The organism is Anaerobiospirillum sp. NML120448 (assembly GCF_023050945.1).
In the GTDB taxonomy this organism is placed as follows: Bacteria; Pseudomonadota; Gammaproteobacteria; order Enterobacterales; family Succinivibrionaceae; genus Anaerobiospirillum.
The window spans coordinates 1-19889 of the sequence record NZ_JALKIM010000026.1 but is presented as its reverse complement, the minus strand read 5'-3'; the positions used below and the strand labels follow the sequence as shown (position 1 = coordinate 19889).

The following is a 19889-nucleotide window of genomic DNA, read 5'->3' as shown; positions in this document are numbered from 1 at the left end:
AATTTACCAAGATCCAGCCCTATAGAGCAGACGACAAAGCATGCAGTAGAGCTGCATTATGGGCAGCAAAGGCGCAAGCGCAAGCTCGGGGCAAGCACAAGTACAAGCGGAAACATGCGCCAATGCAAGCGCAAGCTAAACTATGCAAGTGCGAATGCTAAGCAAGTAAAAGTGCTATTAAGGCAATGAGCAGGAGCTGCGTAGGAGCTGTACCAGTGCAAGGCAAGTAAGCAAGCTCAAGCGCTGAGCGCTGGCACTATCAGGCGCTATCTTATGGTAGTAGGCGCACCTTATAGAATATTTAATGAATTGGCCTAAGGTAATTCTACCATTATATTGCGTATAGTTTTTATACTATTTTGTTTTTATAGGCCCCAAAACAACAAAACCCAGACAAGGTGTTATCCAAGTCTGGGTTTTAACTATCAAGTTCATAAGCTTGACAGTTGGCAGAAACTAATGAAAGTTTCTAATCTGTCTAGAGCTTTGAGCTTTAGAATTACTCACCACGAGCAGCAGCGAAAGCAGCAGCCATTGCATTTGGAGCAGCTTCTTGTTGTTGCTTATCGTTTAAGGTGTCTAAAGCTTCCTTCTCTTCAGCCTCATCCTTAGCACGGATGGATAAGGTTAACTGACGGGTCTTACGATCGAGGTTTACAAACTTAGCCTCAACCTCGTCACCTACCTTTAATACGGTGGTGGCGTCTTCAACACGATCACGGGAGATATCAGCTACACGAATATAGCCAGTTACACCCTCAGCTAACTTAATGGTAGCGCCACGAGCATCAACCTCTTCAACGGTGCCGTTTACTAAGGAGCCCTTGTGGTGCTGTGCTAAGTAATCTGCAAATGGATCTTCAGCGATCTGCTTTAAGCCTAAAGAAATACGCTCACGATCTGGATCTACCTGGAGAACAATAGCGGTGATCTCGTCGCCCTTCTTGAAGTCACGAACGGCTTCTTCACCAGACTGCTGCCAAGAAATGTCAGATAAGTGAACTAAACCATCGATGCCGCCATCTAAACCGATGAAGATACCGAAGTCAGTGATAGACTTGATCTTACCAGTTACACGGTCACCCTTAGAGTGAGCCTCAGCAAACTCCATCCATGGGTTTGGCTTGCACTGCTTTAAGCCTAAGGAAATACGACGACGCTCCTCGTCGATCTCTAATACCTTAACAGTTACGTTGTCGCCAACAGAAACAACCTTGGATGGGTGAATGTTCTTGTTAGTCCAATCCATCTCGGATACGTGAACTAAGCCCTCAACACCCTCTTGGATCTCAACGAAGCAACCGTAATCAGTTAAGTTGGTTACCTTACCGTCGATGTTAGAGCCAACTGGGAAGCGAGCAGCGATGTTTGCCCAAGGATCCTCACCTAATTGCTTTAAGCCTAAGGAAACACGTTGACGCTCACGGTCAAACTTAAGAACCTTAACTTCAATCTCATCACCAACATTTACGATCTCAGATGGGTGCTTAACACGCTTCCAAGCCATGTCAGTAATGTGTAATAAGCCGTCAACACCACCGAGGTCAACGAATGCACCGTAGTCGGTAAGGTTCTTAACGATACCCTTAACCTCTTGACCCTCTTGTAAGGTGGCCAATACGCTCTCGCGCTCGTTGGAGTTTTCGGACTCAATAACAGCACGACGAGAAACAACTACGTTGTTACGCTTCTGGTCAAGCTTGATAACCTTGAACTGAAGCTCCTTGCCCTCTAAGTGGGTGGTCTCACGTACTGGACGAACGTCTACTAAAGAGCCAGGTAAGAAAGCACGGATGCCGCCTAACTGAACAGTGAAGCCGCCCTTGACCTTACCATCGATAAGACCAACAACTGCATCGCCATTCTCAAAGGCTTTCTCGAGCTTGCTCCAAGCCTCATTGCGCTTGGCCTTCTCACGTGATAAAACAGTCTCGCCATCACCAGCCTCAATGGACTCGAGAACTACTGGCACGAAATCGCCAACAGCAACTTCAAGCTCGCCTTGGGCATTCATGAACTGCTCAACTGGGATGCTGGACTCAGACTTGAAGCCAGAGTCTAAAATTACAAAGTCATCAGTAATAGCAACAACTTGAGCATTGGTGGTATCACCAGGACGGGTGTTTTGTTGAGATAAGGACTCTTCGAAGAGTTCGGCAAAATTATAAGTCATTAAGGTAATGATTCCAAAAGCACCCTAAAGCATCCTGCTTTAAGGAGGTAATTATCAATGTAGTGTCATCCATGACACATTTAACTAAGTAATCGCAAATTATAGCAAAACAGTTGGATTAGAATCAATGTTATTACACAAATTTTTTCACAATGTACTCTATTCTAAGCCCAATTAAAAACACCACAGCTAAGCCTCTCTTAGCCAACCCTACTCCTACCTGCGGCCCCGCTATTACTTTAGCTTTGATTAGATTAGCTTGCAGATAGGGACAATACGGTGCAATCACCACAGCAATTGCAACAGCCCTAGCCATCGCCCTTCTCCTTGCCAATGAATCATGGCAATCTTGCTGATAGAGCTATTAAAAGGCCTTATGCCTCTTTCCTCTTGCCACTGGCTGTTGGCTTTTAGCAGCTTACTGCTGGCTTATTGTCGCAGCACTCTGGCAGCTTAGTGCTCTATGATGACATTATGGTATGGAAGGATGGCGATGAGAATGAGGTCTTTGGATGGGAGGTGGGTGCGTTGTGTTGTTTATTTCTTTGATGCAAAAGGCAGTGAGGTGCTCACTGCCTTTAGTTAAAAATTAAGCTTTGCTAAATGATGCTTAATAAATTACTGCTGTTTGGACTTAATGTAATCCATAGCAGTGTTAAATACTTCTTCGATACTCATATTAGTTGAGTCTAAGATTAAAGCATCCTCAGCTGGCTTTAATGGAGCGACTGGGCGATTGCGATCACGCTCATCACGCTCAGTAATTTCTTGTAAAATCAAATCAAAGTCAGCTTCTTTGCCTGCTTGCTCTAATTGAAGCACACGGCGCTTAGCTCTTACCTCTGGGGAGGCATCTAAAAAGATTTTAACTTGAGCATCTGGGAATACAATGGTACCCATGTCACGGCCATCAGCAACTAAACCAGGCTCTTTGGCAAAATCACGCTGACGCTGTAACAAGGCCTGACGAACTAGAGGGTGTGGAGCTACTTTGCTGGCGTTTAAACCGCACTCTTCAGTGCGAATGGCCTTAGAAACATCCTCGTCGCCTAAGAATACATGTACACCATCGTCTTGAATTTCAAAACTTAAGGATAAGACCTGAGCCTCTTGTACAATAGAGTCCTCATCAAACATGGCAAGACCAGCTTTGCGTACTGCATAAGCAAGTACACGATAAATAGCGCCAGAGTCTAATAAATCATAGCCAAGCTCTTTAGCCAAACGCTTGGTAAGTTCACCTTTTCCTGCACCACCAGGGCCATCAACAGCTATAACAAAAGCCTTTCCCATATGTAAAACTACAACTTAATTCGCTATAACAATCACAATGCTTAAGCAGCAAATGACTGCTGTTAGCTCTAAGCCGTATGCCTCCTGTAGTTAAAAAAACCTTATAGTTAGACTATATATTATCTAAATTACCTTAACTATCATAGCGCAAAGTCAGCTTTTGTATAAATGATTGTCAACTCAAAACAATACTTTAACCATATGGTGCTCACTACTAAAAGTACTATTCTTTTAGCTTTTTATACTAAGCAGCTAGTTTTGTTGAGAAAAAAATTAATTCACTCTGTTTGCTAAATAGTGCTAAGGTATAATAGACAATTATTTTTGTGGTCTAGCTATAGCTCAATTTTAGTAAACTATTAGCTAGGAGTTTATTGAATTATTAGGTATTAATCGTGGCAGAAAGTCAAATCTTTGAGGAAGGCACCAGTGCTTTGCTTCCAAGTCGTTTTGGTATGTTTAGAATTAAAGTGTTCAAAGATCACCAATTACGTGAGCACGCAATTATTTATGCAGGCGATCTGACCACTGATGAGCCAGTACTTACCCGTATTCACTCCGAGTGTTTAACAGGTGATACTCTTGGCTCTTTACGTTGTGACTGCGGTTTTCAATTAGAAGCTGCTTTACGTAAGATTTCTGAAAAAGGTCGTGGCGCTTTACTTTATATGCGTCAAGAGGGTCGTGGTATTGGTCTTTTTAACAAAATTGCTGCCTATCGTTTACAAGATAATGGCTTAGATACTGTTGAGGCTAATTTACAACTAGGATTTCCTGCTGACGGTCGTACTTATGGCTTGTGTGCTGATATGATGCGTGCTATGGGTTTTACTAAGGTTATTTTAATGACCAACAACCCAGCTAAGATTGACGACATTGCCCAGCATGGCATTGAAGTAGTAGCTCGTGAACCATTAGAGTATGGTGAAAATAAGTTTAACGAAGACTACTTACGCATCAAAGCTCAAAAGATGGGTCACCTCCTCCATCACCAAGATTAAAATAGCTTATCTCTTTACTAAAACCCAAGCTTGAAGGCTTGGGTTTTTTGTATCCACCATAGTCACCCCAGTCACTCACCCTCTTTATCATTTTTGAGGCTATCCCTAGCAAAGCTTAGGCTTTTTTCCCAAACCTAGTACCCTTGTAGTGGTTTATACGCTAAGATTGAAATACTGCTAGTTTAATGCAGTGTTTAGCAATAAGATTGCACTAACAAAGGAGTCTGACTATGGACTTATTAGCTCAGTGCCAAAAGTGGCATGAACAAGGTGAATTTCTCAAAATTATTGAGAGCTTAGAGGCTATTGAGAGCACAGATAGAAATAGCGCTATGATTTGTGAGCTAGCCCGAGCTTACAATAATGTTGCCAATCAAGGATCCTATGAAGATAGAGCCACTTTGTATAAGGTTCTAGATTTACTCTTACCTTTAGAGTATGAGCTTAATCAGGATTACAATTGGAATTTTCGCTTAGCTTACGCTTATTTCTACTTAGATCAGGAACCTTTAGCCCTTAAATACTTTAAACAGGCTTTAGAGCTTCACCCTGAGGATAATGCTTTAATCAATCCTAAGTCAGATCTTGAAGAATTTATTGAGCATTGCGAGCAAGCAATTGCTCTGCCTAGCTTTAGTAGCTGTTTTGCTGAACGTACTAAAGACACTTGGCAAGAGTTTCTGAAGCAAGAGTCTATTATTAGACAAGCCCTTATCGAAGATGAAGCCCACCAAAATGGCGCTACTATTATTGCTATGCTTGGAGAGATCTTTAAGCGCACCTTTGCTGATTTAGCTCTTGAAGTGGGCTATCATGGGCCAAAGTACGAAATCACCTTCTCACCTGAGGGCGATGTGGTGAGATTATTTGAGCTGGTCTATTTTATGAACCATGCTCCTAAGCAGGCCTTAGAAAATTGGTCTTTTACCATTGGCCGTTCAGGCAAAGGCAATTTTGCTCTTAAAGTTAACGACATTGAAATTGATGGCAGTGATGTCCAAGTATGGCTTAAACAAGAAAAAGAAAACTCTTATACCCTATCTTGCTATTGCTCTAAACTTAGCGATCTTATTGCTCATGATAAGAATAAGGCCACTTGGTTACTCTTTTTGCTGACCGATACTAATTTAGGCGAACTGATTAATATGCGCTACATCGACAATTTGGATGTACTCGATGAGCCTTTAGCAGAGCCTGGTATTACTCTAAAAGGTGTCCTTGATAAGCTCAAAGAAGACGGCTGTAGCATAGACTTTAGTGCTCAAGACTTTTTAGACCATAATTACATTGGCTACAAGATGAATCCTACTCAAGAGGAGTCATTCCCTTTAAGGGCTGACATCATTGCTGGTGGCTCTAATTGTATTGGCCTGCTTAGTGATTATTTTGCCTTGGATGAGTCTAGTGTTAACAGGCTGCACGCCGATGGCGCTGTAGCAGGATTCTTAGCTTTTGACCTCTCCAATATGACCTCTGATGAAGCTTTTGATCTACGTGATGCTTTTGATGAGGACAAACAGGAGTTTGCCACTATTATAGGTGGAGCTACAGGCACTCATTATGGCTATATTGACTTTATTGCTTGGGATATTGAGCAATTTCTACAGCATGCCCATCAATTTTTTGCCAAGCAAAAGACTCAATTGGTATTATTCCATACTATGAGAATGAATAGCAGTAGTATTATGCTCAAAGGAGAGCGTTAATTATTAAGGACTGGGTTTTTATGAGCTATATTGAATTTGAAGGCAAGCAAATCCCTACTGATGATGAGGGCTACTTGCTCAGTTTAAATGACTATTCAGAGGGGCTTAGAGATCATATTGCATCTTTAATGGGCTTAGAGCTTACTGCTGAGCACTTAGTCATTATTGCTATGGTACGCAAGTATTATGAGGAGTTTGATACTACCCCTCCTATTCGTGGCCTAATTAAACTCTTGCAAAAAGAAGGTCATGAAGAGCTGGCCTCCTCGGTAAAATTAGCTCGACTCTTTCCAGACGGTGCAGCTAAGTGTGCTGCCAAACTAGCAGGTCTACCAAAACCAGCTAAGTGTATTTAGTCAAAAAAAAGGAACCTATTTAGGTTCCTTTTCTTTTAACTAAGAGTTCAACTTTAATTAAACTTTAGGCACATTATCAGCCTTTGGTTCACTTGGAGCATCTTGCTGTGAGGAGGCTAATGAATCATTTTTGCCATCAGCTGTGTCAGCAGCTGCAGCGTCAGATACCTGAGCATCTTGACTGCTGCTCTTTGCAACTACAGTGGCTGTTACTTGAGGCTCTTTAACAGGGGCTTCTTCTGACATGTGGCTTAAACCAACCTTGAGATAAACCACCATTGACCAAATGGTTAATACTGTAGCGACACATAATAAACCAACAGCCGCATAAATCATTGGCTCATTATGACGATAGATTAATAATGCAATTGCAGCCATCTGAATAGCTGTCTTCCATTTGCCAACCCAGTTTACAGCTACCTGAGCTCTTTGACCTATCTCAGCCATCCACTCACGTAAAGCAGACACTACAATCTCTCGAGCAATAATAACCATAGCAGGGATAGAGACTAATAAGTTCATATGAGGGAAGAACTCATTTACATGAACGGAATAGTACTCAACAATCAATACTAAAGCAGTACATACCATGATCTTGTCAGCTACAGGATCTAAAAAAGCACCAAATTTAGTAGTTTGCTTAAGTTTGCGAGCTAAATAACCATCCAAAAGATCGGTAAGTGCAGCAATCACAAAGACAACAGCTGCCATAAAGTTAGTTTTGGTGGTTGGATAATAGAAGAGACCTACAAAAACAGGGATAAGTGCCACTCTTAAGATAGTGAGCAGATTTGGCAGGTTATACATTAAAAGTATCCTAGGTATATTCAGCAAAAGATTATAATCTAACGAACACATTGGCAGCTTATGGTCTTAGCTACAGCCAAAAGCGCTGTCTGTAATGAATTATATAATTATAAGCTAAGCTTAGCTAAAACTTTGCGATCTAAGGACTAATTTTATATTTATCTTAATGCTTGTGCCCCAATTTGCAAAAGTGAGTGCAACATCATAAGGGCTATGTGATGGTTTTTGTGCTATATTTAGTTGATGAGTTAGAACCTATCTTTGCTCATGATCAAACAACCTTGGCTTTGCTCCCACCTTTTTGCCTTACAAGTATTAGGAGTTTTCTTATGGCTTTCGATAATGATCCGCAAGTTTTATCCTCTGGAGTTGTTCTGCTCAACAACGAAATTTGTCCTAATGCTAATATCAGCTCTTTAACTAAAGCAGCTCCTAAAGAGAATATTTGCGTAGCTCAAAGCTTTAATGTCAAAGACTTTGGTGCTACAGGCGATGGTATTACCAATGATACTAAGAGCATTCAAGAAGCCATTATTCAAGCACGCTTTTTTGCCCATTCCGTCGAAGGCATCATCCAAGCAGCCATCTACCAAAAACATGTTGGCATCTTGCTTGATTCAACTGCCAAGCAACAGCACCAGCCAACACCTAACGAGCAAGATAGCATACTATCTGAGACCTCCAGTCTAGAGTATGAACATGGGCAGGGACATAATAATGGCCGTACTGATGCCACAAGATGCAAGAAGCCTTGCTGCCCAGAGCAAAGCAAAGAGCGTCCAACTCCATTTACTAAAGCCAAAACAGAGCTTCCCTTCTGTCCTGAGGCTAAGGGACAAAGCTTGCCTAGGGCACAAATTGCTTGTGAGGTAATCGTGCCTGCTGGCACTTACTTAATTTCTGCTATTAAGCTTACCTCCCGTATTAGGCTGGTATTACAAAAAGGCGCCACCCTAGTTGCTATTGCTGACAAAGATACCTACCCTTGTTTGCAAACTAATATTGCAGGAGTTTCTCAGAGCGCACCTGTAGGTCTTATCAATATTATTGGCTCTCATGATGTAGAAATTTGCGGAGAGGGCGTTATTGATGGCTCAGGAACGACTATTTTACAGTCCCAATCAGAGCCAGGATTTAACCTTAAGAGCATTCTCATCCAAGATTCACAAAAGGTCTTAGTCAGTGGTATTACTTGCCAAAACTCATCTTTTTGTAATGTTCACATACTAAATAGCCTCAAGCTCTCCTTAGAGAACTTAACCATTCATAATAATATCGGCCCCTGCACCAAGGGCATAGTTGTAGAAAATAGCAGCAAGCTACAAATTGACTCCTGCCATATTATTAACAACGGCAACGAGCCTAATATGAAGTCTGGAATTGCCCTTTCCCACACCTCAACCCCTGACACAATCATTAAAAATTGTCTCTTAGCCAATGGAGCAGCTATACAAGAGCAATAGAATAATGTTCCCCACCATAGCTCTAGCACCAATCTTAGTTCTTACTTTGCCCTGCCATAAGGCTGTAAGGGGCTTTAATTGGCTGTAAGAGCCTTAAGAACTGTAAACGCCTCAAAGCTTTATTACTCATGATGTTAGGCCCTTGCAGTGCGTTGCTTGACTAGAGTTCTATTAGCTTGGATTATGTGATTAGCACTCAAGCATGGCTCCCACGGCTACGATGGTTCCAATGGCAACAAAAGCTTAATAAGAAACAAAGTAAGTTTAGGCAAGCTATAGTGATTGGGCTTGGGCTTGGGCGTAGGAGGGCTAAATACGGCAAAGGACTCACTAGGAGTCCTCTTTACAAAAAAATATTTCCCTAAATTAAGATAGCAATCAAATGCATAATGCACATAGCATAAGATGCTTAGCTTAGGAAAAAATTTGGTCTTATTCTCAGTACAGACATACAAGAATAAGCTTACTTGCTTATCTTTTCTTCTAATTTCTTAGTATTGTTGTGCAACTACTGGCTCTACACCAACCAGCGCCTAACAATAAGACCATACAAGTGGCTACTCTTATCACCTTGGACTTTACAAAGTTTTCGCTGCGGCAGTTAGGATAAAAGTATAGAAAATACTAAATGCTAACTGCACTGATGCTATTGGGTAAAAATCTCTACTCCTAGAGATATCCTATGCCACTTAAATCTTACAATTTAAGTCCCTACTAGCATCAAAGCCTATAGAAAGTTATAAACTTTACCTAACAGGCTATATCCTTTCCTTGTCTGAATGATTGTTGCGTCCTTAACTTTAAACTTCAAAAACAAACTAACTAACAACTACTGTCCAAAGCGACAATATGTACTGCAAGCTGCTGAGCTTAAAGCACGAGTAAACGAAAACTTAATTTAAGACAGCTAAAGAGTATTTTGCCTTTGAAAACAAAAAATATGATTTTATTGATTAAGATGCCTTTTGAAAAAATAAAAAGTTAGACCTTATACAAGGCCTAATTCCTTATTTAGTTGAGTCAAAATTTCTTACTCTAGATAAAGAGCAATTTTTAACATCTTTCGCTAAAACATAAAATTTTTGTCTTCGCTTTTGTTGCTGTAATTATGCAAATTGTAAAAAGGAAATAAAATCCCCTTTTCTCAAATATGCTACACAGGCCAACTTTTGAAAATTTCATTTGCAAGTGAGCTCACAAATTTAAGTTTTTCATGCTTGGTAATCTGTGCGCCAGCTCATATTTATCAATTTTATCACTAATTTACTATGCTATCCTAGATGCATTATTTTATTACAAAATATTTTTGCGTGCGTTTAGCGTGACCGAGCACAGCTGTAGCTGCTCTCTAGAGCAATTTTTCGCAAATAAGGCTTTTGTGATAATTTTTATCACTATGACTAAAAATAGACTTGGCCTCAAACCTTGATAGTTTGTTTACTGGCTTTAATATTGATACTCATGAAAATAATATAAAACGCACATTAAAATCATCTTTTGTTGAGTGAATTTTGTGTCAAGCTGTCTCACAAAATAAGAAAATTTTGAATAAGTCCGATAAAAACAACTTTTAAAGGTTAAAAGTTAGCTAATGTTTAAGTAAAAAAGTAAAACTAAATTAAAAAAATTTGAGCAAATCAAGGAAATCTTAGTTAAGGAGAGATATATGCTTCTCAAAGAGAAGTAAGATGTGCCCCTACTATCAGGGCCAATCTAAAGACCAAAGAAGCAGCGAGCAGTTTCAATACTGCTGAGATAGTAGACCATGAAAAAAACTTCTCCTGTTAGGGCAGGAGCTAACTATTGGGTAAGCACCTAAGATTACACGCCAACTAACCAACCAACCTCTCTAGCTTCATCTCTAGCGCAGCATAGCGCCATACAGCGTGGTTTGGTGTAGTGTTGTTTAGTGTATCGCAGTACAGTAAAGTATAGTGCCATGCCATGCCATGCCATGCAACGCAGTGCCATACCATGCAGTGCCAACTTAGTACTAGCGCATTGATAATGCCAGTGCCAGCTCCCATTCCCATTCCTGTGGCCATACCTATACCTAAACCTGTGCTTATATCAGTTATAGCACCATTAATAGTGATAGCGGTAGCGTATATGCCAATGATTGTGGCGCAAATAGCGCCTTATCAAGGATGAGCTTACGCAGAGCGAATAGTAAGTTGTCGATTATTTTCCTGCCCTAACAAAATGCTCTATTCAAAAGGACTTGGATCACCAATACCAACACGACGTACTATAGGGCTACCGTCTTCAAAACGAATTACTGTAGTAGCATGAGGGTGTAATACACCGCCATCAATAATCACATCCACAATGGAGCCAATCTTGTCATTGATTTCCACAGGATCTGATTCAGCCATTTCCTCATCAGGTAAGATTAAAGAACAACTCATTAAAGGCTCATTAAGCTCCTCTAATAAAGCTTCTAAAATAGTACACTTAGGAACACGCAAACCAATGGTACGGCGCTTTTCATTCATCACACGACGAGGCACATCCTTGGTAGCTGGTAAAATGAAGGTATAAGCTCCTGGAGTATTGTTTTTGAGCAGTCTAAAGACATTATTATCTACCTTGGCATAAGTAGAAAGCTCAGATAAATCACGACAAATTAAAGTAAAGTTATGGTTCTTACTGATCTTACGAATTTGCGCAATACGCTCCATAGCGTTCTTTTGCTCCATAAGACAGCATAAAGCATAAGAAGAATCGGTTGGCACTACGGCTACACCGCCGTCACGCAAAATCTTGCAAGCCATTTTAATAAAGCGTGGCTGCGGATTATCTGGGTGAATAGATAAAAACTCAGCACTCATAATAAGTTCCTTGTCTTTTTGATTTAATGAAAAAAAATTAAAGCCATGTTTGTTGGTCAAACACGGCCTTAATTATAGCAGCTATAAAATAGCTACATGCTTACTTTACCTAGAGCTTGAGCGCTCAGTCACTATATTAATCAATAAAAGAAACTAACTGCTCTACGCTTAAGCGTGACTTAGGACGCTTGTCTAAAGTATTAGAATCATCCTGAGCTCTGTAACCTAAGGAAACTACTAAAGCACAGGCCTCGCCCTTGTCCTTAAAGCCCATAATTTCGTTGACCTTATCGTAATCAATGCCCTCTAAAGCAGTAGAGTCAACCCCCACATCGTGAGCTGCATATACTAAGGTAGCAAAAGCAATATAGGCTTGCTTACAAGTCCAAGCCTCAAAATCACCATTTTCAATATGCAAGTTAGAGAAGAAATGGCGGGACTTATCTTGTGCTGCCACTAAATCTTCATTTGGTAATCTACCATCTTTGATTTCAGCTTCTAATACAGCCTTTAAGTGTTCCTCATCAATTTTGGTCTTACAAGAAATGACAATAGCATGAGAGGCAGCGTCATAGCGTTTTTGGTTAAAGTCCTTAATACCATCACGTAGCTTTTGCTTAGCCTCACCTGTAAGTACATAAAAATGATATGGCTGGCTGTTTACAGAGGTTGGAGTTAGTCTTACCGCCTCTAAAATGGCTCTTAAAGTCTGATCATCCACCTTACGAGTAGCATCATAATGCTTAGTGGTATAGCGTGTTTCCATAAGCTCTTTAAAGTTCATGCTTAATTCCTCATCAAAACAAAAAATTAAAGGTCAAATTAAGCATAGCACAGCTAATTTAAAAGAGAGGTGAATAATTGATGAGATGATCAAATTTGGAAAGATTAAGGGAGAGAAGAAATAGCAAACGAGCTAGAGATCATTATTAAACTATCTTTAGCAAAATAGCTTAGCAATGATCTTTAACTTCATTAGCAAAAATGTCTTTAAAACAACTAACAGATAAGAGGGCTGCTTTTGCCTGTTAAAACAAAAGCAGCGCTTTATTAATGCTGCCGAGTTCTTGCTGCGCAAAGCGTGGCTTTGCGCAGTAAGAGCATTTTGTGGCGAACATAGTTGTTTTAATAAACAGTTAGTATGCCAGAGCACACCAATCTTGATGCACTCAATGCAGGGTCAAAGAGTAGTATCAGACACTGTTTGTTAAAACTGGTCTTGAACTCTTATTAAAGAAATTAGTTAATTACCGCTAACTACAAGCAAGCAACAACTAACTCCTTTAATTAAGATAAAACGAAGACCTAACTATGATCACTCTTTTAAGCAGTAAAGCTAGTAAAGAGAAATAAGCCACTATATAGCCAATCTTAGTATGTAGCGCCCTAAGATAATCTCAATAAAAATTACGTAAGCACAATTTTTTAATTTTTATTGAAAGACTGATTCAAGGTCATAGCGAGACCTCATCCATCAAAATTATCTTATTGCAACTATTTACTAATCAAGCTACACAGCATATAGAGCATTAGCAAAGCGCTGAGATAGCATTAAGCCATCTGATAAACCATTAAGAGCCTTGAAATTGCTTGGAGTAACGGGATTAGCGTTCTTCAAGACGGCCCAGTCTGGTGAAAGGGGCTGTTGATCTAATACTGCAAATTCTCTTATCTGCGCATTTTCAGAGTTGATAAGCTCTTCAAAAGTTACCGCTTCTCCAGTGACAGTAGTTGGTGCAGCACGAGAAACATTCAAACCATTGTTGGCTGAAATTTCGTCGGCACGAGCCAAGATGTTCTCAAGGCTAGCACTAAAGGATGAACCATTAGTTTCATTAGCCCCAAAAATATCATTTACTGATGAATTAGCGAAACTATCAAGCTTATTACTCTTATCCCACCAATTTTCCCTGATATCGGTAGGAGCCATTGAATTAACAATAGAGCTTGACATAGTTGTCTCCTAGAAGTGAGCTAAATAAGGGAGTAAACCCACTTGCACTTATGGTTTTGCACACAATATGCCAACGCATGTTTTAAGCCCATTAAGTTCTCTCAACAGCAAGACAAATGGCTTAAATATGCCCTTTTGCCGCCCCAAAATGCTCTTATTTTCTAAAAAACTCCCCCCTAGTACTTTACTTACTGATAAGGCAGCTTTTGCCTCTTATTACCTTGCCATGGTTGCCAAAAAGATCATTTTTGCCGCACCAGAAAAAAAACAAGGCCCCTAAACTTTCGCTTAAGGGCCTGTAAAAATAAATTCTTAAAGCTTATCTGCTATTTGCGCTTGCTAGTCTTGCTCTTAGCCTTGGCCTTAACAGGTGCTTTAGCAGCAGCCTTGGCAGGAGCCTTAGCCTCAGGTGCAGTATCTGTAGCCTTGGCAGCGCCCTCACCAGTTGCATCAGGAGCAGCAGAAGCAGCCGCAGCAGCTTGATCAGCTGCTGCCTCTTGTGAGGCCTGGGCTTGTAGTTTGGCAACAATAGAGCCATCAGCGGCAATAATGCCTGCCTTCTTATAAGCTTCCATGCGATTATCCATACACTTTTGAGAGAAGTATAAGGACTTTTCAATTGGCTTTTTGTTAGCCTTGCCTTGATCTAAAAGTGGCTGTAAATAAATCATGAGGCGATCAACACTCTTTTGTAAGGAGTTTTCATCGCTGGCCTGACGGCATTGGGCTGTCCAATCTTCAACTAATAAGCGCTCTAAGGCCTCTACCCATGGAGCAACTTCTTCATCGCTTGGTACACAATAGTAATCCTTTTGAGTACACTCTGGTGCATCTAATAAAATGCCACCCTCACGTACGGCCTCAATTAAGCCACCACTCTTTGATGAAAGCACTGGAATATCATTGTAATTAGCCTCAGTAGCTACACAGCCCCAGGCCTCATGCCATACTGATGGAGTCATTAAGACTTTGGTAATGTTATAAACCAAACGGATATCATCAGTGTGCTCAGCTACATCAACATTAGGAATTGGGTTAACGCCATTAACTACAAATGGAGTGCCATCAGCATAATGTAATCTTAATAAGATGTTATTGTAGTCACCTACACTCTTAACTACTAAGAACTTTTGCTCAGGATGCTTTTTACTAAAGATTTGAGCTACCTTGGCAAAAATAGCTAAGCCCTTTTCTGGGGTAGGATTAATTAAGGTTACATACTTAGCATTAGCAGGGTCACGATTAGGATCTTTTACCTTATTAACATCTAAGAATTGACCTACAGCTTTAACATCAATGTTATCTGACTCTAAATAGGACTTAGAAGTGGCTTGTGATGGAGTAAAGATTAAATCACAGTCGGCAAAAGCATAAGAGCGATGTAGACCATTGCATAAGGCATAAACTACAGGAATACCACGAGCACGAGCTTCCATACGTAAATAAGCAGAGAAAACATCACCTGAGTAACCCATAACGACATCAGGCTGGAACTTCTCTAAAAATTGTAAATAGAGGTCGAAAATACGTGATTGATCTGCTGCGGTAACTTCATTAGATAAATGGCCTTGAGTTTTAGCAACTACATACTCAACTCCATTATCATGGAACTGATAGTAGTTTTCGCTATCGTCTTTTTTAAGTTGAGACTTAATGCGATCAAATACAGCTAAGCCCTTAACATCATCACCAACCAGAGCATTCAATACCTTTACCTGAATACCACGGGCGGCTAATGCCTCCAACAAAATCTTATTATGAATAGCAGCACCATTAGAATTGTCGTGTAATGCAGGAATTGAGTACCATAAAATCTTATATGACATAATTTTTTTCTCTGGTTGACACTAATTGAGGTTTAAGTCTAAAAGCCAATGACTCTATTTTAATATTTTTGCCCTTAAGGTCAAACAGGGCATTAGGGCTAAAGGACGCACCCCACTACGCCTTTAATCTCCTAAAGCCCAATAAAGCCTTCTTTAGCCATTTAGCCCCATCACTATGCTTGCTAACCTTAAGGAGCTGCTTGCAAAGTAAAACGCATGATTTGGGCTGGAACAAAAATGCGACAGGAAAAACCCGACCAAATGCCAGTACCATTGCTAACATATAAGTGAGTTCTACTGTCGAGCTTATATAGTCCTGATACATATCCTGCATTAAAGTGGGCAATTAATGGCTTTAAGAAGAACATAGTACCGCCGTGAGTATGACCTGCTAAAATTAAATCTGCACTCACGCCCTCATAATCTGCCACTACAGGCTGATGAGCTAACAATAAAACAGCATTACCACGTCCTGCTCTAAAGCTCTTTAAGGCCTTATCATTGTTCTTATGCCCAATATTAAAGCTGACTAAACTATTTTTACCTGTATTGTTTTTTGCTGTCTTTTCTTTACCTTGCTTAATCACACCATGAGCATTAGTCTCCAGTGCTTCGGTAGGTAACTCCTCCATCATAGGCTTGGCATGAGGTGATTCAATAGAGGTAGACATACCATATTGATAGGTAATGACATTTTTCATGGCCTGATTAAAATCAGGTTCAGGAGCACCCATGGCTTTACCACGTGGATCTGGTAGACCAACTACCTTTAATAATGAACTACCACTTTGTAATAGCACTGATTCATTATCTAAAAACTTTACGCCCATTTCCTCCCAGGTTTTTACCCAAGAGTTGGCACCAGAATAATACTCATGATTGCCAGTTACAGCCAACACACCATGACGGGCCTTTAAATCACGTAAAGGAGCAAACTCTTGCTTTAACTTAGCTACCGATCCATCTACCAGATCACCAGTAATCACTACTAAATCAGCCTCAAGGCTATTAGTGCGATCTACTACGCCTTGTAAAAATTCTTTCTTTAAAATAGGGCCGATATGTAAATCAGTAAGCTGAACAATTTGATAGCCTTGCAAATCCTTTGGTAGATCTGTGATGTAAATAGTCTCATCATAAACCTGAGGCACTTTAAACTGACTTAATGTACCTAAAACACCAGCACTAATACCTACGATGGCAATTACTGTTGAGATTTTGCTATGAGCAATACTGACTTGGTTAAGCCAACCTAAAACACGAGCTATCCAAATAAACAATAGCGCTACATCTTTTAATAAAGCCAAGACTACGCATAGCATCAAAGCACTATAAGCAGCCTCAAAAGCCACAATATAGGAACTATCTAACTTTGGCTCTAAAATACCACCAGTTTGTGAGTACACTACATACTTTAAACCAGCAGCTACCACCACTAAAGCTAATAAGCCCTTATAGAGCCATTTAATTTTAAGTGGCAGTATTAAAGATACTAAGGCATAAGCCATAAAAACCAAGGCTGAAATATGCAAAGCTATCATGTCATGCTATCCTTGCTCAGGCAAAAGTAAAAAAAGACAAAGTATTATAAGATTATATGCATAAGCTACCTAGAGCAAATGCTATTAATTCCTTGCCCATTTCTCTCATTTTTCACAAAAAACATTTAAAACCCCAGTACCACCCACTCTCAACTCCCGCAAAACCGCCAAAATCCCTCCTAACGAAAAACTAACCAACCTCTCTCAAAACGCACGCACGCCATCACCCCAATACAAACCGCCTATTAGCCTCAGAGCCAAATCAAGCTAAGCTAAACCAAGTCAAGCCAACGCCAGCAAATAAACACCACCACTCAAAATGCTAAAACGCCTACTGCCATCTTAAGAGTTAAGTACCACTACTAACCACGATAGCTAATATTATCAAGAGCCCTATATTCCTACCTTCAAGCACAATAAAACAACCTAGAATGAGCTTAATTAGACCTTAATTGCTAGGTTGGCTTAGTCTATGCTCTTACGAGAGTATAGGTCGGTTTTTTGGCTGATATTTGGCTTTTGATAGCTAAAAAAGAGCAACTATTTTGCATAGGTTTATTATTAGCCTTTGGTCTGATGACTATGCAATTTAATGATTTTTAGGTATCTTAGAGCCTTAGATTGTTCTGTTGAGTTTGTTTTTTCGTTTAAAGGCCCTTTTGTCATGGCGATGAGTCCTTACTACGTTCAATATTTATTAAATCAAGGCGATTTGCTCAGCCGCATTCTAAGCTTTAATGCTGACTTTGGAGCTAAGCAGTCTTCTTTGCGTGCTCAAAAGGATAATGATGCTATCAAAGACAGCCTTTATAAGGTTCACCCTCAACTAGCAAAATTTCATGAAGATCATAATATCTCTTATTACTTTGAGAATAATGTTGATCGCCTGTGCTTATTACGTACCCATGAACTTGATACCCTCTTGGTTTATTTAGGTGCTTGTATTAGCTCCAATCAGCTTGCAGCTATAACTAAACAAGAGGAAAAAGATCTCATTTACAACAGCATTGGTCGTGAAACCTATGAGTTTGCCCTTGATTATGGCTATTTAATCAAGAACCTCGACTTTATGATCAATATTGATAACTTAAGAAAAGATTGTATTTATTTAGGTCTGTGCGCCTTAAAGTGTGTCGAACCACTCTTTTCCTCTAAAGAATTAAGTGAGTACTTTATTGACTCTTTAATCAATTTTGCCAAATCCATTGGTCTTGATCCTAATATCGTGACCTCAAAAACTCACGTTCTAAGTGTAGTCTACAATACAGCCGATCTCCATCAGGCCCCTACTCCTGACGTGATGAACAATCCTGTCCAATATACTCCAGTAGACAACCACCCAAAGCTTGGCAAACCTACGGCATTAGAATTAGCCATCCAAGAATTTGATGCTAAAGCAGAGCAAGAGCGTGAGCAAGCCGAAATTGATACCATGGCTATTCTAGCCAAGGCACGTGCTTCCGTAAAAGCTGCTAATATGGCTAAGGCCTTCCAAGAGCGTGCCGATCTAGTAGCTCAAGCCCTGGCCGCTCACCGTGCCCTTACCGCCGAACTTGAATACCAAGAGAAAAAGGAGCAGTCCCAGACTGCCGCCCAGGCCCAGGCCGAAACTCAATCTCAATCACCTGAGCAACAACCTGTTATTAGAGCCAAACAACGCACTTTACGTGAGCCCCTAAAGAAAACTGTGGTCAAAAATGTCAGCTCTGGCCCTATTACCCCAGGCTCCGATAGCGATGATTCCCTATCATTCTTAATGAAGGTACAAGCTCCAGATCGCTCTGAACATAATGCTCAAGCCACCGCTGATGCCCAATCAGAACCGAGCACCGCCCCTACTGAGTCGAAGCCTTCTCAAGCTGATACCAACTTAGCCCCAGCCAACGCTTCTGCTCCAGCAGAAGCTACAACTACAGCTACAGCTACAGCAGCTGACACTGCCACAGCACAAGCCACCGTTGAGGCCGATTCAAACCAAAACAATAACTCTCAAGCGGCAAGCTCACAAGAGAACAATAACGCTACAGCCTTACCGCAAGGGGAAAATGCCCCTGACATAAGTGCTGCTACAGCTAAAGAAGCATCCGATAGTCAGGCTACTGAGGAAAATAGTACTCAAGAGACCAATACTAGCGCTGAAAAATTAGCTAATGATTACGAGCAAGCTTATTTAGAGGCTCAGGCAAGACATGCCCAAACTGGCCCAGTCTACGGCAATATCAATGATAGAGATAGCCGTTCTTTTAGAGTAGCCTCCATTAAACAAAAGAATGCTTTAAAAGAGCTCTCTGAACAAGTAAATGACCCTAAGGCTACTAAAAACCCAGCTAATCTTGAAGAAGAACATTTAGTTACTTTAGATTTTAATGAGCATCAGGTCTTTAACTTAACTTACTTGATCTTATATAGCCAGATTAATGAATGCTGGTACGACTACCTAAAGGATGAGGAGAACCAATAGCCATTAACAGGCAAAAATGGCACAAGGACGCTTTGTGCCTTTATCCCCTATTAATCCATGCTGCCACAACAGCTCACAAACAAACTACATACGTACATGTCCCTATACCTATAGAGCACGTTTGTGGTAGCACATGTCTTTTGCACACCAAGCCTACTTAAATCTTTAAAAAATGCAGTCCTGATGCATGCTTTAAAACAAATAAAGTTCAAATCAAAAGTAATTGTAAAGTATAGCGGTACTATAATTTAACCCCTGACTTTTATAGGATTGATGCATGTTTTACAGTAAGCGGAGGCATATTGAACATGCAAAAATCGCCCAATGTATCCTCGGTAATCAATAAGAATATAACCGAGTCTGATATTGCAAAGGCAATTATGGATACTGAGCAAAGCTCATATCAAATTGGTTTAAAGTTTGGGGTTGCTCCTAATGTAGTTCAACAGATAGGAGCTAATTATTTAGGTAAGCAAC

The 19889-nt window shown here is 40.4% G+C and carries 15 protein-coding genes and 1 pseudogene; 7 read left to right on the top strand and 9 right to left on the bottom strand.

Annotated elements, in window-relative coordinates:
- Positions 1–499: 499 nt before the first annotated feature.
- The 3 genes from rpsA to cmk form a co-directional block, all read right to left on the bottom strand.
- Positions 500–2173 (bottom strand): 30S ribosomal protein S1, encoded by a 1674-nt coding sequence (rpsA, locus tag MXE38_RS06280; protein WP_246913263.1) that lies wholly within the window; start codon positions 2171–2173, stop codon positions 500–502.
- A 133-nt stretch (positions 2174–2306) separates the two neighbouring features.
- Complete coding sequence (locus MXE38_RS06275) at positions 2307–2489, bottom strand: hypothetical protein (RefSeq protein ID WP_246913261.1); 183 nt, start codon at positions 2487–2489, stop codon at positions 2307–2309.
- Positions 2490–2791: 302 nt separating this feature from the next.
- Positions 2792–3466: a (d)CMP kinase gene (gene cmk / locus MXE38_RS06270; RefSeq protein ID WP_246913258.1), complete on the bottom strand. Its 675-nt coding sequence runs from the start codon at positions 3464–3466 to the stop codon at positions 2792–2794.
- 395 nt (positions 3467–3861) lie between these two features.
- Here cmk and ribA point away from each other — a divergent pair, with 395 nt between their 5' ends.
- The 3 genes from ribA to MXE38_RS06255 all read left to right on the top strand — a co-directional run bounded on the left by ribA (position 3862) and on the right by MXE38_RS06255 (position 6529).
- Complete coding sequence (gene ribA / locus MXE38_RS06265) at positions 3862–4467, top strand: GTP cyclohydrolase II (RefSeq protein WP_348647362.1); 606 nt, start codon at positions 3862–3864, stop codon at positions 4465–4467.
- A 230-nt stretch (positions 4468–4697) separates the two neighbouring features.
- Positions 4698–6173, top strand: coding sequence for a tetratricopeptide repeat protein (locus tag MXE38_RS06260; RefSeq protein WP_246913255.1), 1476 nt, complete (start codon positions 4698–4700; stop codon positions 6171–6173).
- A gap of 20 nt (positions 6174–6193) precedes the next feature.
- Positions 6194–6529, top strand: a complete 336-nt coding sequence (locus MXE38_RS06255) for a TusE/DsrC/DsvC family sulfur relay protein (protein ID WP_246913253.1) — start codon at positions 6194–6196, stop codon at positions 6527–6529.
- Between the two features lie 261 nt (positions 6530–6790).
- On the opposite strand, the pseudogene pgsA reads toward MXE38_RS06255, so the two are convergent.
- Positions 6791–7336, bottom strand: a pseudogene (pgsA, locus tag MXE38_RS06250) (CDP-diacylglycerol--glycerol-3-phosphate 3-phosphatidyltransferase); the annotation flags it as partial.
- 329 nt (positions 7337–7665) lie between these two features.
- Between pgsA and MXE38_RS06245 the strand changes: the two are divergent.
- Both MXE38_RS06245 and MXE38_RS12415 read left to right on the top strand, forming a co-directional pair.
- Positions 7666–8799, top strand: coding sequence for a glycosyl hydrolase family 28-related protein (locus tag MXE38_RS06245; RefSeq protein WP_246913251.1), 1134 nt, complete (start codon positions 7666–7668; stop codon positions 8797–8799).
- 779 nt (positions 8800–9578) lie between these two features.
- A complete protein-coding gene (locus tag MXE38_RS12415) occupies positions 9579–9701 on the top strand; it encodes a hypothetical protein (RefSeq protein WP_281503158.1) in 123 nt (40 codons plus the stop codon).
- 1305 nt (positions 9702–11006) lie between these two features.
- On the opposite strand, the gene MXE38_RS06240 is transcribed toward MXE38_RS12415, so the two are convergent.
- From MXE38_RS06240 to MXE38_RS06230, 3 genes are all read right to left on the bottom strand, one after another.
- A complete protein-coding gene (locus MXE38_RS06240; protein WP_246913248.1) occupies positions 11007–11630 on the bottom strand; it encodes an L-threonylcarbamoyladenylate synthase in 624 nt (207 codons plus the stop codon).
- Between the two features lie 136 nt (positions 11631–11766).
- On the bottom strand, positions 11767–12414 hold the full coding sequence (locus tag MXE38_RS06235; protein ID WP_246913246.1) for a nitroreductase family protein: 648 nt from the start codon (positions 12412–12414) through the stop codon (positions 11767–11769).
- A 726-nt stretch (positions 12415–13140) separates the two neighbouring features.
- A complete protein-coding gene (locus MXE38_RS06230) occupies positions 13141–13584 on the bottom strand; it encodes a hypothetical protein (RefSeq protein WP_246913244.1) in 444 nt (147 codons plus the stop codon).
- A gap of 67 nt (positions 13585–13651) precedes the next feature.
- Between MXE38_RS06230 and MXE38_RS06225 the strand changes: the two genes are divergently transcribed.
- On the top strand, positions 13652–13864 hold the full coding sequence (locus MXE38_RS06225) for a hypothetical protein (RefSeq protein WP_246913243.1): 213 nt from the start codon (positions 13652–13654) through the stop codon (positions 13862–13864).
- Between the two features lie 46 nt (positions 13865–13910).
- Here the strand turns inward: MXE38_RS06225 and MXE38_RS06220 are convergent, their stop codons facing one another.
- Both MXE38_RS06220 and MXE38_RS06215 read right to left on the bottom strand, forming a co-directional pair.
- Positions 13911–15410: a glycosyltransferase gene (locus MXE38_RS06220; protein WP_246913242.1), complete on the bottom strand. Its 1500-nt coding sequence runs from the start codon at positions 15408–15410 to the stop codon at positions 13911–13913.
- Between the two features lie 188 nt (positions 15411–15598).
- Entirely contained in the window at positions 15599–16951 is a 1353-nt protein-coding gene (locus tag MXE38_RS06215) for a metallophosphoesterase (RefSeq protein ID WP_246913241.1), read from the bottom strand.
- Between the two features lie 664 nt (positions 16952–17615).
- Here MXE38_RS06215 and MXE38_RS06210 point away from each other — a divergent pair.
- Positions 17616–19412: a hypothetical protein gene (locus tag MXE38_RS06210; protein WP_246913240.1), complete on the top strand. Its 1797-nt coding sequence runs from the start codon at positions 17616–17618 to the stop codon at positions 19410–19412.
- Positions 19413–19889: the final 477 nt, after the last annotated feature.

Bases quoted from the DNA above. Each gene is read 5' to 3' on its own strand.
- MXE38_RS06220 (WP_246913242.1), bottom strand. From the start codon at position 15,410: ATGTCATATAAGATTTTATGGTACTCAATTCCTGCATTACACGACAAT.
- MXE38_RS06240 (WP_246913248.1), bottom strand. From the start codon at position 11,630: ATGAGTGCTGAGTTTTTATCTATTCACCCAGATAATCCGCAGCCACGC.
- MXE38_RS06255 (WP_246913253.1), top strand. From the start codon at position 6,194: ATGAGCTATATTGAATTTGAAGGCAAGCAAATCCCTACTGATGATGAG.
- MXE38_RS06230 (WP_246913244.1), bottom strand. From the start codon at position 13,584: ATGTCAAGCTCTATTGTTAATTCAATGGCTCCTACCGATATCAGGGAA.
- MXE38_RS06210 (WP_246913240.1), top strand. From the start codon at position 17,616: ATGGCGATGAGTCCTTACTACGTTCAATATTTATTAAATCAAGGCGAT.
- MXE38_RS06235 (WP_246913246.1), bottom strand. From the start codon at position 12,414: ATGAACTTTAAAGAGCTTATGGAAACACGCTATACCACTAAGCATTAT.
- cmk (WP_246913258.1), bottom strand. From the start codon at position 3,466: ATGGGAAAGGCTTTTGTTATAGCTGTTGATGGCCCTGGTGGTGCAGGA.
- MXE38_RS06275 (WP_246913261.1), bottom strand. From the start codon at position 2,489: ATGGCTAGGGCTGTTGCAATTGCTGTGGTGATTGCACCGTATTGTCCC.
- rpsA (WP_246913263.1), bottom strand. From the start codon at position 2,173: ATGACTTATAATTTTGCCGAACTCTTCGAAGAGTCCTTATCTCAACAA.
- MXE38_RS06245 (WP_246913251.1), top strand. From the start codon at position 7,666: ATGGCTTTCGATAATGATCCGCAAGTTTTATCCTCTGGAGTTGTTCTG.
- MXE38_RS06225 (WP_246913243.1), top strand. From the start codon at position 13,652: ATGCCAACGCATGTTTTAAGCCCATTAAGTTCTCTCAACAGCAAGACA.
- MXE38_RS06215 (WP_246913241.1), bottom strand. From the start codon at position 16,951: ATGATAGCTTTGCATATTTCAGCCTTGGTTTTTATGGCTTATGCCTTA.
- MXE38_RS12415 (WP_281503158.1), top strand. From the start codon at position 9,579: ATGATTGTTGCGTCCTTAACTTTAAACTTCAAAAACAAACTAACTAAC.
- MXE38_RS06260 (WP_246913255.1), top strand. From the start codon at position 4,698: ATGGACTTATTAGCTCAGTGCCAAAAGTGGCATGAACAAGGTGAATTT.